The 14,743-nt window shown below is 65.0% G+C and carries 12 protein-coding genes and 1 pseudogene; 1 reads left to right on the forward strand and 12 read right to left on the reverse strand.

Annotated features, from left to right (window positions below):
* Window positions 1-45 precede the first annotated feature (45 nt).
* From ricT to ACSJJT_RS05455, 8 genes are all read right to left on the reverse strand, one after another.
* Window positions 46-720 carry a regulatory iron-sulfur-containing complex subunit RicT gene (ricT, locus tag ACSJJT_RS05420; protein WP_435917318.1) on the reverse strand — a complete coding sequence of 225 codons (675 nt, stop codon included), beginning with the start codon at window positions 718-720 and terminating at the stop codon, window positions 46-48.
* 74 nt (window positions 721-794) lie between these two features.
* Window positions 795-1,601 carry a DoxX family protein gene (locus tag ACSJJT_RS05425; RefSeq protein WP_435917319.1) on the reverse strand — a complete coding sequence of 269 codons (807 nt, stop codon included), beginning with the start codon at window positions 1,599-1,601 and terminating at the stop codon, window positions 795-797.
* Between the two features lie 132 nt (window positions 1,602-1,733).
* Entirely contained in the window at window positions 1,734-2,942 is a 1,209-nt protein-coding gene (locus tag ACSJJT_RS05430) for a DNA polymerase III subunit delta' (RefSeq protein WP_435917320.1), read from the reverse strand.
* A 54-nt stretch (window positions 2,943-2,996) separates the two neighbouring features.
* Window positions 2,997-3,644, reverse strand: a complete 648-nt coding sequence (tmk, locus tag ACSJJT_RS05435; protein ID WP_435917321.1) for a dTMP kinase — start codon at window positions 3,642-3,644, stop codon at window positions 2,997-2,999.
* Window positions 3,637-5,124: a hypothetical protein gene (locus ACSJJT_RS05440; RefSeq protein WP_435917322.1), complete on the reverse strand. Its 1,488-nt coding sequence runs from the start codon at window positions 5,122-5,124 to the stop codon at window positions 3,637-3,639. The genes tmk and ACSJJT_RS05440 overlap by 8 nt, the downstream gene beginning before the upstream one ends.
* Before the next feature lies 1 nt (window position 5,125).
* Entirely contained in the window at window positions 5,126-7,918 is a 2,793-nt protein-coding gene (gene topA / locus ACSJJT_RS05445; RefSeq protein ID WP_435917323.1) for a type I DNA topoisomerase, read from the reverse strand.
* A gap of 243 nt (window positions 7,919-8,161) precedes the next feature.
* Window positions 8,162-8,452: a DUF2249 domain-containing protein gene (locus ACSJJT_RS05450; RefSeq protein ID WP_435917324.1), complete on the reverse strand. Its 291-nt coding sequence runs from the start codon at window positions 8,450-8,452 to the stop codon at window positions 8,162-8,164.
* Window positions 8,453-8,553: 101 nt separating this feature from the next.
* Window positions 8,554-10,071, reverse strand: coding sequence for a DUF7059 domain-containing protein (locus tag ACSJJT_RS05455; protein WP_435917325.1), 1,518 nt, complete (start codon window positions 10,069-10,071; stop codon window positions 8,554-8,556).
* On the opposite strand from ACSJJT_RS05455, the pseudogene ACSJJT_RS05460 reads away from it, so the two are divergent.
* Window positions 10,059-12,362 (forward strand): annotated as a pseudogene (locus ACSJJT_RS05460) (DEAD/DEAH box helicase); the annotation flags it as partial. The gene ACSJJT_RS05455 and the pseudogene ACSJJT_RS05460 overlap by 13 nt on opposite strands.
* A 313-nt stretch (window positions 12,363-12,675) precedes the next feature.
* Here the strand turns inward: ACSJJT_RS05460 and ACSJJT_RS05465 are convergent.
* The 4 genes from ACSJJT_RS05465 to ACSJJT_RS05480 form a co-directional block, all read right to left on the reverse strand.
* Window positions 12,676-13,095, reverse strand: coding sequence for an Rv3654c family TadE-like protein (locus ACSJJT_RS05465; protein ID WP_435917326.1), 420 nt, complete (start codon window positions 13,093-13,095; stop codon window positions 12,676-12,678).
* On the reverse strand, window positions 13,092-13,409 hold the full coding sequence (locus ACSJJT_RS05470) for a TadE family type IV pilus minor pilin (RefSeq protein ID WP_435917402.1): 318 nt from the start codon (window positions 13,407-13,409) through the stop codon (window positions 13,092-13,094). Before ACSJJT_RS05470 ends, ACSJJT_RS05465 begins: the two co-directional genes overlap by 4 nt.
* Before the next feature lie 89 nt (window positions 13,410-13,498).
* Entirely contained in the window at window positions 13,499-13,786 is a 288-nt protein-coding gene (locus ACSJJT_RS05475) for a DUF4244 domain-containing protein (RefSeq protein ID WP_435917327.1), read from the reverse strand.
* Between the two features lie 215 nt (window positions 13,787-14,001).
* Window positions 14,002-14,736, reverse strand: coding sequence for a type II secretion system F family protein (locus ACSJJT_RS05480; protein WP_435917403.1), 735 nt, complete (start codon window positions 14,734-14,736; stop codon window positions 14,002-14,004).
* Between the last annotated feature and the right edge of the window lie 7 nt (window positions 14,737-14,743).

The raw sequence follows: 14,743 nt of genomic DNA on the forward strand, positions 1-14,743 counted from the left end.
ATCGTGCGCCGTCGCGGATCGCGTCGAGTCATGGGGCCTCCTCGGTCAGGTGTCCTCGCGCTCCTCGTGAAGCCGGCGTCGTCCGACCGTCGAGCAGGCCGACACCAGTGGACAACCCGGACCGTCCGGGCCGCTGGCTTCTCCCAAGGCAGCCTCGAAATCAGCGTAATAGGGAGACTCGTAACGCAGGCAGCACATGAGTTTGCCGCATGCGCCGGTCACAGCCAAGGGGTTGGACGCCATTCCTTGCTCGGTGACGAGACGATTGGGCACCGACAACGGCTCGGGCAGGAAGGTCGCGCAACACAGCGGACGGCCACACACTCCCACCCCGCCGACAGCTCGGGCGGTGTCCCGACCGCGCAGCTGACGTAGGTCGATGCGTGCATGTAGCCGTCGTGCCAGCGGACCGACGATGGTGGCGAACTCGACCCGACGGGGAGCACGGAAGTACACCGCAATGAGGCGATCATCGTCGGACTCCACCACGTCGATCGCCAGGACCTCCATCTCGACGTCGAAGTCCTCGACGGTGCGGCGGGCAGTCTGCAAGATCTCATCCCGGCGGTGTCGATCCCGAGCCGCCGCGGAAACGGCCTCGTCGTCGGCGATCCCTGGGCACACCGGCAACGCTGCGTCGGGAACAACCTCTTCCGGCCCCCACACACACCGGCACACCAGTGGGCCTTCAGTGGTGGGGTAGAGCAACCATGAACCCACCTCGACGTCGAGAGTTCCGACGTCGAGGTGGAAAAGTTGTCCGTATTCGCGGAAGGCGACCGCTACGACTCGGCTCAGTAGCCGACCTCCTCGGTCTTCGCAGCGGCACGGCTGTGCCGGTAGGCGGCGTCAATCGACCAACCGCCGGCCCCCAGGAAGAGCAGCAGAACACCACATCCGGCCAGCAGGAGCTCCAGTTCGCCCTTGAAGCCCATGGTCTTGAAGATGGCGAAACTGCCCCAGAAGATGAAGACCAGCGCCAACACCATGATGATGACGACACCGGTTCCCGCAATGCGGGTGAACAGGCCGAGGACGATGCACACGGCAGCGACACACTCGCAGATGCCGAGCACCCACACACCAGCCTGGGCGTATCCGCTGGACAGCGGAAGGGTCTGCACGGCGCGCAGGGTCAGATCACGCTGGGTGAGGTGCTGGAATCCGTGGATGCCCAGGATGCCGCCGACGACGATGCGGAACAGGAACATCCCCAGGGAGGCCATGGCCTTGTCCGTGGTGCGCTTGGGGGCCGGCTCAACGACTGGCTCCGGCTCCGGCTCGGCATGGGCAGCACGACGCTGACGCTCAGCCTCGATCGCCTGGCGGTCAGCACGCTCACGGGCACGCTGTTCAGCCAGCTCGCGGCGGCGACGCTCCTCCTCGAACTCACGATCATCAACAACGCGGGTCTCCTCGGTGTCGGAACGGAAGACGTCGTCGTCAATGACGCTGGTGCGCTCCGAGTCCACCGAATCGCTGGAGTTGATGACCTCAGCGCGGTTGGCATCGGAATCCGCGCGGGAGGCTCCCGTCCGGATGACCCGGGTGGTCTCGGCGTCGGTGGAGTCCGCTGCAGTCCTCTTGATCGCCTTGCTCACGCTCAATCCTCACGACTTGGGGACCGCACCGAGGATACGGCACGGCACACTCACACTGTGTCACGAAACTGGCTTCAGCAGCGGTGCAACACACCGTTGTCATTCACTTTGTCAGGCCTTGACAGGCGGGATTCACCACGGAGCGCGGTCTGCTCGCGTCATGGCGATGAGGAGGGTTTCCATGACGAGCAACGGGGTGACGCCGTGCTCGAGGGAACTCCTCGCGCTCAAAATGGCGTCGATGGTGGCGACGGTGTGTTCGGGACTCCGGGACTGCGCCACCCGGTGAAGGGAGGCTGACCAACCGGCATTGACCAGTCGAGCCCCTCGCAGGGCGTTCTCCTCCTCCGCACGCACGGCCCCGGTCTGGATGGCCAACACGTCGCGGTGATAGGCCGTCAGCTCCGTCAGGACACGGTCCAAGGCGTCGCGTTGAAGGCGCTTCACTCGCGCGGCCTGCTGCTTCTCCAGATCCCGGATGGCGGCCTGGGCATTGCGTGGACGAGCCCCGGATGACCCGAACCCCAAGGCCTTCTCCAACTCAGCTCGCTCGGCAGCGTCGACCTCGGCGGTTGCGGCTGCTGCCTCCTCGCTGGCCTGATTGACGAGGTCCTCAGCTGCATGCAGGCAATCTCCGAGGCCTCGCAACCTGGTGGGGAGCTCACCGATGGTGTTGCGGCGGGCTCGCGCCTCCTCGTCACGGGCAAGACGTCGTGCCCGACCGATGTGGCCCTGGCCGGCCCGAGCAGCCTCGGCGGCCATCTCAGGGGGGATCCCGTCGCGCCGAGTGAGCAGGTCTGCCACGGCTTCGTCGCGCGGAGTCGCCAGGTGGAGACGTCGGCACCGGGACCTGATGGTCACGATGACGTCCTCAGGGGTGGGCGCACACAACAACCACACGGTCTTGGGGGCGGGTTCCTCGATGGCCTTGAGCAAGGCGTCGGCGCCGCGTTCAGTGATGCGGTCAGCGTCCTCGACGACAACCACCTGGTGACGACCATGCACCGGGTTCGTCGCCGCCCGACGCACCAGCTCACGCACTTCGTCGACGCCGATGGACAGCGCCTCGGTGCGAACCAAGGTGACGTCAGGATGCGCACCTGACGAGGTAGTTCGACAGGCGTTGCACCGCCCACAGCCGTGATCGGCACACTGCAACGCCGCCGCGAAGGCCTTCGCCGCGTTGGACCGACCCGATCCCGGCGGACCGGTGATGAGCCATGCGTGGCTCATGGCGTGGGAGAAGCGACCCGGTTGCGACTCAGCGGCACGGCGCAGCACCTCGACAGCCTTCTCCTGGCCCACGAGATCGGCCCACACGCCGGTCAACACATCGCTCACGGGGCTATCGTTGCAGATCGTGCCGACACCTTCATGGTGACGGCATCCAGTTACTCACCGGTCGAGGAGTTTGCTCACCTGCTCAATGATGGCCGCGCTGATCTCGTCGCGGCTCTTGCGGGCGGGAAGAACGAGATAGCGCTCCGGGTGAGCGTCGGCGAGATCGAGGAAGTGCTGACGCACCCGCTGGTGGAACTGCTCACCGGCAGCCTCCATGCGGTCCTTGGCGGCGATCTTCCCGGCGCCCTCGGAGGGATCGACGTCGAGAAGCACCGTCAGATCGGGGACGAGGCCGCCGGTTGCCCAGCTCGCGAGCTGGGCAACCTCGTCAGGGCCGAGGATGCGCCCGGCCCCCTGATAGGCAATCGTCGAGTCGACGTAGCGATCACAGACGACGACCTTGCCCTCGCGCAGAGCCGGCATGACCACCTGCTCGACGTGTTGGGCCTTGTCAGCGTTGTAAAGCAGGGCCTCGGCACGTGGGCAGATCTCCGCTGCGTCGGAAAACAGCACCAGTTCCCTAATCCTCTGCCCGAGCCCGGAACCACCGGGCTCACGGGTCATGAGACGCGGCACACCTTCACAGGTCAGCCACTGGTCGAGGCGTCGGGATTGAGTCGTCTTGCCGGCACCGTCCCCACCCTCGAGGACGATGAAGAGGCCGCCCAGGTCGCGTCCGGTTCGAGTCTGATGATCAGTCATGGAGAGCCTTCAAAATCTTGCGACGATGCTGTGGCCAGTCGTCGCGGAACGACTGCCGGGCCGCAGACAGGGCTGCCCGGGACCGCTCGACCTGACGTCCAGCCTCGAAGGCATCCTCAGCAGACATCTCGGAGACGTCAACATCTTCGTTCATACTGCCCTTGAGACGAGCCAATTCTTTGACAACCGGACGCAGCCGCCTGGCCACCTTCTCGGCTCGACCAGTGTCAAGAATGTCGGCAACTGCAGCAGCATGGCGAGCAGACCTCTCTGCCGCCACCCATCCCTGAAAATCCTCGACGCCGTCGCTGGCTGCCACCGCCTGGGCAACCGATTCCTTGAGCATCCGCTTCATCGTAGAACGAGCCGGCTGGTCAGGATCAACCGTGACTCGTGGCGACCGCGCCGCCGTCGTCATCTCCTCGAGCAACTGGCAGTACTCACGAGGCAGGCTGTGGATGCTGATGTGACCGGGATCCAGCTCCATCATCTGCAGGCACAGGTCCTGGGCGCGCTTGACCCATGACGGATCGAGCAGGCCCGACATCGCATCGAGTGTCTCCGACAGCGCGTGAATGGCCTTCTGAAGAGGCCTGATAGACCCGTGGGCGCCGTCGTGAATGCTGGGAGCCGAGGTCGTCACCGGGTCATACCCCATGCCAACCAGGTCAGTGCTGTCCGGGGACTCGGGGAGGACGCGCGGCTCAGTGCGTTTCGTCTCGGTCGATCCGAGGTCCATTCCGTGGCACCGTACGGCCAGATCAGCCTCGACGACGTCGCGCAGCCGCCCGGCCACCTGGGCCGACACCCAGGCCTGCGCACCGGCGCCGTCATGCAGATGGGGACGGGGGTAATCGGTCAGGGCTCCGGCACCGGGGCCCAGGCGTCGCAACACCGACGGATGACGTGTGACGGGCACCCCGCCCAGGGCCAGGATGCGGCTGGTGAGCCATTCCCGCTGTCCCTCGGTGAGCCCGCGCCATGGATTGATGGTCAGCTCACGTACCCGCGAGGTCGTCACCCCGGACTGAACGACGGCAATCCGGTCGTCGCGGATGAGGGCCAACTTGGTGGAATCGGGGGCCTCGAGCATGGTCTCGTTGCGCTCCCACGACAAGGCCGCACCCGGGCACAGGGTTGCCCCCCGCAGAAAAGGACGAGCCAAGCAGGCGAAGTCCTGGGGCAGCTCACCAGCCGCGTCGAGGGCCACCGAGCGGGCCACCGGAAGCCATGGCGACCACTCGGGAGCGTCCATGTACCACTCCCCCAGTCCGTCCACGACGCGGTGGGCAATCACGATTCCCGACCTCAGCAGCCGGTGGTCCGGGGAGTCGAGCAGGGTGATCTCGCACTCGATGGTGCGACGCGCCCCGACAGCGGCGACGGTGGTGTGCAGGTCAGCCGGAACCGGCCGGGCAGCCGCCCACGCCAACTCGAAGTACAACGGTTCGGTGCTTCCCGAACGCCACGCGGCGGTCATCTCAGCTTCCCGACGACGACGTCGCGGCGGTCTTCCTCGTCGTGGTCAACTTGGAGGATGTGGACTTCGAGGCGGACTTGGTCGTCGCCTTCTTCGCAGTGGTCTTGCGAGTGGTCGTCTTCCGCGTCGTCCGCTTCTTGGCCGGCCCCTTCGCCCTCTTCTCGGCCAGCAACTCCTGAGCACGCTCGGGGGTGATCTCCTCGACGGAGTCGTCCTTGCGCAGGGTTGCGTTGGTCTCGCCATCGGTGACGTAGGGGCCGAAACGACCATCCTTGACGACAATCGGGCGTCCCGAGGTCGGATCCTCACCGAGGTCGCGCAGCGGCGGCTTGGCGGCGGCCCGACCACGCCGCTTCGGCTGGGAGTAGATCGCTTCGGCCTGCTCCAGGGTGATGGAGAAGATCTCCTCCTCGCTGCCCAGGGAGCGTGAGTCGGTGCCCTTCTTGAGGTACGGGCCATAGCGTCCGTTCTGAGCGGTGATCTCTGTGCCGTCAGCAGCGGTGCCCACCACGCGCGGCAGGGAGAGCAGCTTGAGAGCCTCGTCAAGGGTGACGGTCTCGAGACTCATCGACGTGAACAGGCTGGCGGTGCGCGGCTTCACCTTGCGCTTGGTGCGACGCTTCTTGCCGTCCTTGGCGGTCGTCTCGACGACCTCGGTGGCCTCGTCCTCATCAAGTACTTCCGTGACGTAGGGACCGAAACGGCCATTGCGGGCCACGATCGGACGGTGGCTGTGCGGGTCCAGCCCGAGCTCGCGATCCTGACCGTTCGGGCTTGCCAGCAGCTCCTTGGCAGCTTTGATGGTGAGCTCGTCGGGGGGAAGGGTGTCGTCAACGTTGGCCCGGTTGCCCTCGGAGTCCTCAACGTAAGTGCCATAACGACCAACCCGGACGACGACGTCGGAGTCCCCGAGCGGGAAGGTGCATATGGACCGGGCGTCAATGTCCCCGAGCTCGGTGACGAGCTGGTGCAGACCCTCGTGACCCTCGGTGGGCGTCGGGACGTCACCGTCGTCGGACTTGGTCTGGCCGAAGTAGAAGGCCGAAAGCACCGTCACGCGGTCAGCGTTACCGCGAGCAATCTGGTCGAGAGTCTCCTCCATGTCAGCGGTGAACTGGTAGTCGACGAGGTTGGAGAAGTGCTCCTCGAGCAACCTGGTGACGGCGAAGGCCAGCCAGGTCGGGACGAGGGCTGATCCCTTCTTGAAGACGTAGTCGCGGCTGGTGATGGTGCGAATGATCGAGGCGTAGGTCGACGGACGACCGATCTCCAGTTCCTCGAGCTTCGCCACCAGGCTGGGCTCGGTGTAGCGGGCCGGAGGGCGGGTGTCGTGACCGTTGGCCGTCACCTCGCGCGGATCCAGCTCCTGGCCCTGCGCGAGCTGGGGCAGCCGCTTCTGAGCGTCGTCGGAGGCTCCTTCGTCGACCGACTCGACGTAGGCGCGCAGGAAGCCGTGAAAGGTGATGGTGCGACCGGATGCCGTCAAGGTGGCAGTGGTGACGTCACCGTCGGCAACGCTGATCGGACAGGACGGGGTGGCCTCAATCGTCACCGAGAGGGTCTCGCCCTTGGCGTCAGCCATCTGGGAGGCCAAGGTACGCATCCAGATCAGCTCGTAAAGCTTGAACCTGTCGCCGGTGAGGCCGGTCTCAGCCGGGGTGCGGAAGTGCTCACCGGCGGGACGGATGGCCTCGTGGGCTTCCTGGGCGTTCTTGACCTTGGAGGCATAGATGCGCGGCTTGTCCGGGACGTGGTCGGAACCGTAGAGCTCGGCGGCCTGGCCGCGAGCCGCGTGGATGGCCTCCTGGGACAGGGCCACCGAGTCGGTACGCATGTAGGTGATGTAGCCACCCTCGTAGAGCTCCTGGGCTACCGACATGGTGCGCTGGGAGGTGAAGCCGAGCTTACGGCCGGCCTCCTGTTGCAGGGTCGTGGTGCGGAAGGGGGCGTACGGACGACGGGTGTACGGCTTGGACTCGACCTTGGTGACGGAGAACGGGGTCTTCTCGAGAGTCTTCGCGATGGTGGTCGCGGTGGCCTCGTCGAGGCGACGCACCTTGGAGGTGAGGTTGCCGTGGGAATCGAAGTCGCGCCCGGCGGCGATCCTGGTGCCGTCCAGTGCCGCGAGGCGAGCCTGGAACTCATCGGACTTGGTGGCCAGGGTGGCCTCCATGTCCCAGTAGTTGGCGCTGATGAAGGCCATCCGCTCGCGCTCGCGGTCGACGACCAGACGGGTCGCCACCGACTGCACACGACCAGCGGACAGACGTGGAAGCACCTTCTTCCACAGCACAGGAGAGACCTCGTAGCCGTAGAGACGGTCGAGAATGCGCCTGGTCTCCTGGGCGTCGACGAGGTCGGTGTCAAGTTCACGGGTGTTGGCGACGGCGTCGTTGATGGCCTTCTCGGTGATCTCGTTAAAGACCATCCGGCGCACCGGGACCTTGGGCTTGAGCTCGTCGAGCAGATGCCAGGCGATGGCCTCTCCCTCGCGGTCACCATCGGTGGCGAGCAGGAGTTCGTCGGACTCCTTGAGCAGGCTCTTCAGCTCGCGGATCGTCGATCGCTTCTCCGGGGAGACGACGTAGATGGGGGTGAACTCATCATCAACGTTGACTCCTGTGCGCGCCCAGGGCTGGCCCTTGTACTTGGCGGGCACCTCGGAGGCGCTGGTGGGCAGGTCACGCACGTGACCCTGGCTGGCTCGCACGGTGTACTTGGGTCCCAGGTACCCGGCGATCATCGTGGCCTTGTGGGGTGACTCGACGATGACGAGGCTCTTGGTCGGTGACATTCCTGCCTTCTCCGTTGACGTGACGTGGGCTGCCGGGCTGACCCGAGGGGGCGGTACGCGGCCCAATGAGCGGCACCGTCGCCGGTGACCGCGCGTCAACCGTAACAACAGCCGTCGGATCCGGCACCTCGGGTCCGCCCGGAACGAGAACACCCTGCTCGTGACGAGCCTGTTCTGTCGGCCTGTCTCAGACTGGCCGACAGAAGGTCGGGGCAGGGTGCATTCACGTCCTGCGAGAAGGTCTCAGCCCTGCTTGGTGAGCTTGATGCGCCACTCTTCGGGCCCCTCGGTGAGGTACTCGACGTCGAGCGATCCATTGATCTGCTCGAGCTGGCTCAGCAGGGGCAGCGGGTTGTGCGGGGCGATGAGGACCATCGAGGCACCCGGCTGCAGTTGGGCGAAGGCACCGATGACGGCACCGTGGCGGATGGCGTGCGGAATGGTGCGCACGTCGAGCTCGGGCAGTCCGGCGTTGCTCTCACCGCAGCTGCAGTGATGGGTCTCGGTGAGCGGGATTTCCTGGTGATCGGTCATCGGTTCTCCTTTTTGACGATTCTCTCAAGAAAATAGCGCATCGCGGAACACCCTTGCCACAGGAGACTCGCAGTGGTCGACGTCCACCCGTTCGTGCGGACTCAGGCAGCCTCGACGATGCCGTGACGCAGGCACGTGCGGACCAGCGGAAGCACCTCGGCGAGGAGGTCGCCATGGTCGACCTCGAGGATCGCCGAGACGGCTCCGGTGATCTGGCCGAGGGTGAGCTCCCCGTCGCAGGCTCCCAGTACTCCACCGGAGGCCGTCGTCATCTCGACGGCCCGGCACAGTCCCCGACGCTGTCGCAGCACGATGTGCTCGGGGTCGGTGGCCCCGGGACGTCCGGTGGTCTCGTTGTCGACGTCGGAGGCGATCCGCCAGCGTCGCGCCAACAGGTCCTCGTCACTCAGACGAGCCCAGGTGACGGTCTGGGTGCGCTGGGCCAGCGTTCCTCCAATGGGCTGCGCGACCTGCCATGGCCATTCCTCGAAGGACAAATCCGGCGTGTCACGGCAGGTCTTCGTCAGGGTGATCCATCCCAGGGAGACACCGGTGACGCCGAGGGTATCGAAGTAGGACAGCCATTCGTCGTAGCGGGTACGCCACTGGGAGGATCCGTCAAGGCCCGCATCGGTCAGCCAGGTCTCGATGTACTCACAGACATCGAGATGTTCCCGCTCGACGACCCACAGATCACAGCCGGTCCCCTCAACCCAGGTGGCCAGCCGCTCGGACCAGGGCTGGTCGCCGATGTGGGCCCAATTCGCCAGTACCTGGAGCATGCCGCCGTCGCGGAGGCGGGCGGGAGCGCCGCGAACTACGGCCTCCACCAAGCCGTCACCACAGAATCCGCCCTCGCGGTAGACCAGACGCTGGCCGTCTGGGCTGGGAGGGGCCATGACGTATGGCGGATTGGTGACGATGAGGTCGAAGGTGTCATCTCCGGCGGGATCGTAGAGGGATCCTTCCCGGATATCCACGTCGACATGGGAGAGACGGCAGGTGAGTTCAGCCATCTCGAGGGCCCGTGGATTGATGTCGGTGGCGACGACGCGGTCGGCGTGGCGAGACAGGTGCAGGGACTGCACGCCACAGCCACAGCCCATGTCCAAGGCGCTTCCGACGTGGGTGGGGATGGCCATCTGGGCCAGGGACACCGATGCCGGCGAGACACCCAGAACGTAGTCGGAGAGGGTCCTGGTGATGACCTTGTCCAGGCCAGGAATGAGGTCGGAGACGGTCCAGCCGGAGGCGCCGTCGTCGGGAGAACCATAGGGACGCAGGTCAACCAGGGCGCGGGCCGTCTCCCCATCGACGTTCACGATGCCTGCCTCAACAAGGGTGCGCACCGGCAGAGGGGAGAGCTGCTCGACGGGAACCGCCTGCTGGAGTAGCCACAGCCGGATGACTCCTGCCAGCGGGTCAGTGCGGCCCGCCAGGGCCCGGGATGCCGGGGTGGTGCTGTTCCTCGTCAGTCCACGCTGTCCGGACTCTCCGATGGCTGCCATGACGGGGTCCGTGAGGTAGCCGATGTCAATGAGGGTGTTCCGCAGCTGTTCGATCTCGTCATCGATGAGGTGTCTGCCCATGATGGCAATCTTGGCGCGTGACCGTTCCACCTGTCCCGTCGACGCACGACGGCCGGACTGTGTCGCGATTACTGGCCAGCCCCCAGGTCGTGCATGTCGATCACCGTGACGCTACGGCTGAGCGCACTTGTGAATGGCCATCATGGCTGCCCGAGGATTGTCGTCAGGCTGTTGAAAAGGCCGGCATCTCGCGCCCGTGGGAGCACCAGGCGAGGGTCGCAGAATTGGCGAGGACTGGCCATCACACCGCTGTCTGCACGGCGACGGCATCGGGCAAGACCTTGGCGTATCTGTTGCCGATCATGGCGGCGACGGCATCGACGACCCCGGTTCTGCCGAAGGCGCCCACCCCGAATCTGCCAGCCTCCCTGCGCGATCACCTGAAACGCAACAGCGCCTTGTACCTGGCGCCGACGAAGGCCCTCGCCCACGATCAGGCCCGGGTGTGTCGCGAGGTCGGGCCACCGAACTGGCTGGTGTCCACCCTCGACGGTGACTCCGACGCCGCCGAGCGTCGTTTCGTCCGAGAGCAGGCACGGTACGTTCTGACGAATCCTGACATGCTCCACTACACGGTCCTGCCGTCCCATTCTCGGTGGGCTGGGTTGCTGGGGAGCCTGAGATACGTCGTCATTGACGAGGCCCACCGGTATCGCGGGGTGTTTGGGGCGCATGTGGCCCAGATCATTCGGCGGCTTCGCAGAATATGTCGGATGCACGGGGCCGATCCGGTGTTTCTGCTGTCCAGCGCAACGTCGACCAATGCGCATGAGGCTGGGTCTCGATTGCTGGGTGTGGACACGGTCGAGGTCATCGACGAGGACAGCTCCCCGCACCCCGGCCGTGACGTCGTGCTGTGGCAACCTGCTGAAACGGTGCCTAGCGATGCCACCGGTGTCGTGGCTGATCTCGCCGACGCTGGGTTACAGACGATCTGTTTTGTTGCCTCGCGATCTTTGGCGGAGATCATTTCGACCCGGGCCCAGGATCAGGTGATCAACGGTGCACGGATCGCGTCCTATCGAGCCGGATACTTACCCGAGGATCGCCGAGCCATTGAGGCGGGCTTGCAGAGCGGTACCATTCGGGCCGTCGTCGCAACGAATGCCCTGGAATTGGGGGTGGATATTTCCGGTATGGATGCTGTCGTCATCGCCGGATATCCAGGACGACTGTCAGCTCTGTGGCAGCAGGCCGGACGCGCCGGACGGTCCGGGCGTGACGCGCTGGTAGTGCTCATGGCTCGGGAGAATCCACTCGACCATTACCTTTTCGATCATCCGGAATCATTATTTTCTTCCTCAGTGGAATCCACTGTCCTCCATCCGGACAACCCCTATATTCTTGGTCCACATTTGGCGGCAGCTGCACAGGAGGCTTACCTATCCCCCGACGACGAGGAGTTTTACGGTCCAGCTTTTTCGCCTATGTGCAAGATGTTGGCTGACCAACACGTATTACGACGCCGTGGGAACCGGTTTTTCTGGACCAGACCGGAGCGGGCCGTCGATGCCATCGACTTACGATCGTCAGCAGGCAAGGGGATCGACATCGTCGATTCAGCTACCGGAAGGGTCATTGGCGTGGTCGACGAGGCCGCCGCGGACCGGACGGTGCACCCCGGCGCGGTATATCTGCACCAGGGTGACCAATGGCTGGTCGACGAATACGCTCCCGATGAGCACCACGCCCTGGTTCATCAGGACCTGCCGGGATATTGGACCCAGCCCCAGTCGGCGTCAACGGTGCGCATCCTCCACGAGGAACACCGTCGGGGTTTCGGGACTGGGTATGTGGCGTTCGGGCAGGTGGAGTTGACCGAGCAGGTCATCGGCTATCTGCGACGTGACGACATCACCAATGACGTATGGGATTCTGTCGCGCTCGAGATGCCCACCCACACCATGATCACTCAGGCCTGCTGGTGGGTGATCCCCGACGAGGTCGTCGATGAACTAGGACTGGATCCTGTTCGTCTGGCGGGAGCGGCCCATGGGGCAGAGCACACCGCGATCGGGTTACTGCCGATGTTTTCACCATGTGATCGTTGGGACATTGGCGGCGTGTCGACTGTGATGTTGCCCGACACGGGGGCATGCACCATCGTCATTCACGACGGTCAGGCCGGTGGAGCGGGATTCGCTGCGGCCGGTTTCGAAAAAGCTGAGATGTGGTGGCACGCCACCGCGCAGCGGCTGGCGCACTGTACGTGCGAGACTGGATGCCCGGCATGTGTCGTCTCCCCGAAGTGCGGTAACGCCAACCAACGGCTCGACAAAGCCGGGGCCGCCGCACTGACGGCGGCCCTGGACCCGTTGGCCTGGTCAGTCATCTCGCACCATCCGAATCGTGACTCAGGCCTCGGGTTGACCACCTGCCGAATGCCTCACGACGACCGTCATGAGCCATGACATCGGTGCATGTGCCGACGCAAGGTTGACGAGCTGGCGAGGACTGATCCTACGAATACCGTCGTGGAATCTCCATGACGCCATCAAGCGGCGTGTTCCCACCAGCTCCGGAGTGCGCTCCAATTTCGGCAAGCTCCGCGACGATCATGAGGCTCACCGGCGAGTTTCGGCGCGCGGAGCCCTGTACCGGCATGCCTCCATCTCTGTGTTGCTTCGCGCTCCTTCATTCCATCGGGCCAGCTGTGGCCATTTTCACCACCATCCGAGGCATGCCAGGAAGCTCCCATCCGCGATGGACGTGCATCCCGATCTCAACGGTGACCGTGAACCCCGTCGGTGCGGTGTGCACCTGGCACGAGATCAGCTGCGTCCCGTTTGCCCTGGCTGTCTGCTCAGCCACCAGACATGCGGCCTCACCAGTGGCCTCAGCTCGTCCAGCCGCCAAGGCGGCCATGTCGGCGACGTCTTCGGCCCGATGACCAGCTGACCACCAGCCTGCTACAACGACGGACAGCCATACCGCCGCAATGAACCCCACCGCTGCAGCTGCCAGCAACAGGGTTCCTGAGCCCCGCTCCCGACGCGCGTCGGCACGTGAATGACTCTGCAGCGTTGACCCGGGCCGCAATGCTGACGTGGTCATGTCTGTCCCGGTTCCATCGGAGATCGGGCCTGACCGCGCAGATGCACTGGACCTATCCGTCCCAACGAGCGTTCCACCTCAACTGTCACATTGACCCAGCCGCTCGACGTCGTAGTTGACACCTGTGCTCCAGAGGGTGCGTGCTGCTGGGCCTGACGAGCGGACGCGGTGTCCCCACGAGCCATCTGGCGTGCTACCTGAGCAGCCGTCGTACGGCAGGCGTCCTCAACGACTATCAATCCCACCACCCAGCAACTGGTCACGACAATCAAGGCAGCTGTGATGAGACTGACGGCCATCTCGACCGTCACCATTCCCCGCGACGCGCGCTGACCGGATCGCCACGGGGAGCGACCCGGCGTGGCGGACGCCCCGTGACGCCCACCACGACGAGTCAGGTTGGTCACGGCAGCATGCCTCCCGCCTTACCAATGATGCTGACAACTAGCTTGAGGAGCTTCGTGAAAACTTCTTGATGGGTGATGACCTTGAGCAAGACCAATGCGAGCGCGACGGCTGCAAGCATGCCGACGGCGTACTCCGCGGTGGCCATGCCACGATCGACGATCTTGTTGCGGACCACTCGACATCGCCGGTGAGCGGGTGGTTCCACCGCAGCTTCGGTGGCGCCAACCAGGTCGAGGGACCTGGCACAGATGACGGGTTCCGCCGTTGGGTTCTTCTCAGACACTGTCGTCTCCTGTCTGTTCGTGCGTCCGGGCCACTCCCGACCGCCGCGAGGCCCACGCCTCACGTCTTCAGTTGTCGTCGGTACCCTCGAAATCCGTCATCTTCTTCATTTCTGTGGACAACCTCCGCACGAACCTCTCAGCCCCTTGTGGATAACCGCTTTTGCCACGGGCATGACGATGCCGACCGCGTCCTCGGACACGGCCATCGCCCTCGTCACAACACGCCGAGAACCATCCCGGCGATGATCGGAACCACCCCGACCAGCAGGAAGGCCGGGAGGTGACAGCAGACCAGCGGGCCGATGGCGTCAACACCGGCCTTGCGTGCCTTCTTCTCGGCCTGTTCGGCGGCGGCTGTCTGCAGTTGTGCGGCGTGAGCCGACAACAGCTCACTGATCCCCTCCCCGGAGTCAACGGCACGTGAGACGTCCTGGGCCGGATCCCGCCACACCGGCACCGATGCGAGGGTGCTCCACGCCGTGGAGTCCGGCACCCCAGCGGCCAAGGATGACGCCAACCGGTTCAAGTCCTCCGCGCAGGGCCCCTCCACGGATTCCGCCACTGTCCTCACTGCCGATCGCAGCGGCAGGCCGGCTTCCATCGCGCTGGAGAGCATCATGAGGGTTTCCGGCAATTGGGCAGCCCGGCGCTGCTCCTCCCGACGATGGGCCGAGGACTCCAGCTGACCGGATCCCCACCACACCACGGCTCCGGCGAGCACGGCCACGGCAACTGCCACAGACACAGACCAAGGAACCGCTGCCATCACTGCGCAACCCGTTACCAGGCCTGCCACGACTCGAACCTCGGGCCCGGGGGCTCCACTGCGAGGAGCGAGCCAGGCTGGCAGAGGTGTGCGACGTTCCGTTCGAATGTCCACCGCTGGCGGGATGACCAGCCAGACCGCCGCCGCGGCCATCAGCATCGCCGCGATCAGCACTCTTCCCATGTTGATA

This window comes from Cutibacterium nasicola (assembly GCF_051303185.1).
Classification (GTDB): domain Bacteria; phylum Actinomycetota; class Actinomycetes; order Propionibacteriales; family Propionibacteriaceae; genus Cutibacterium.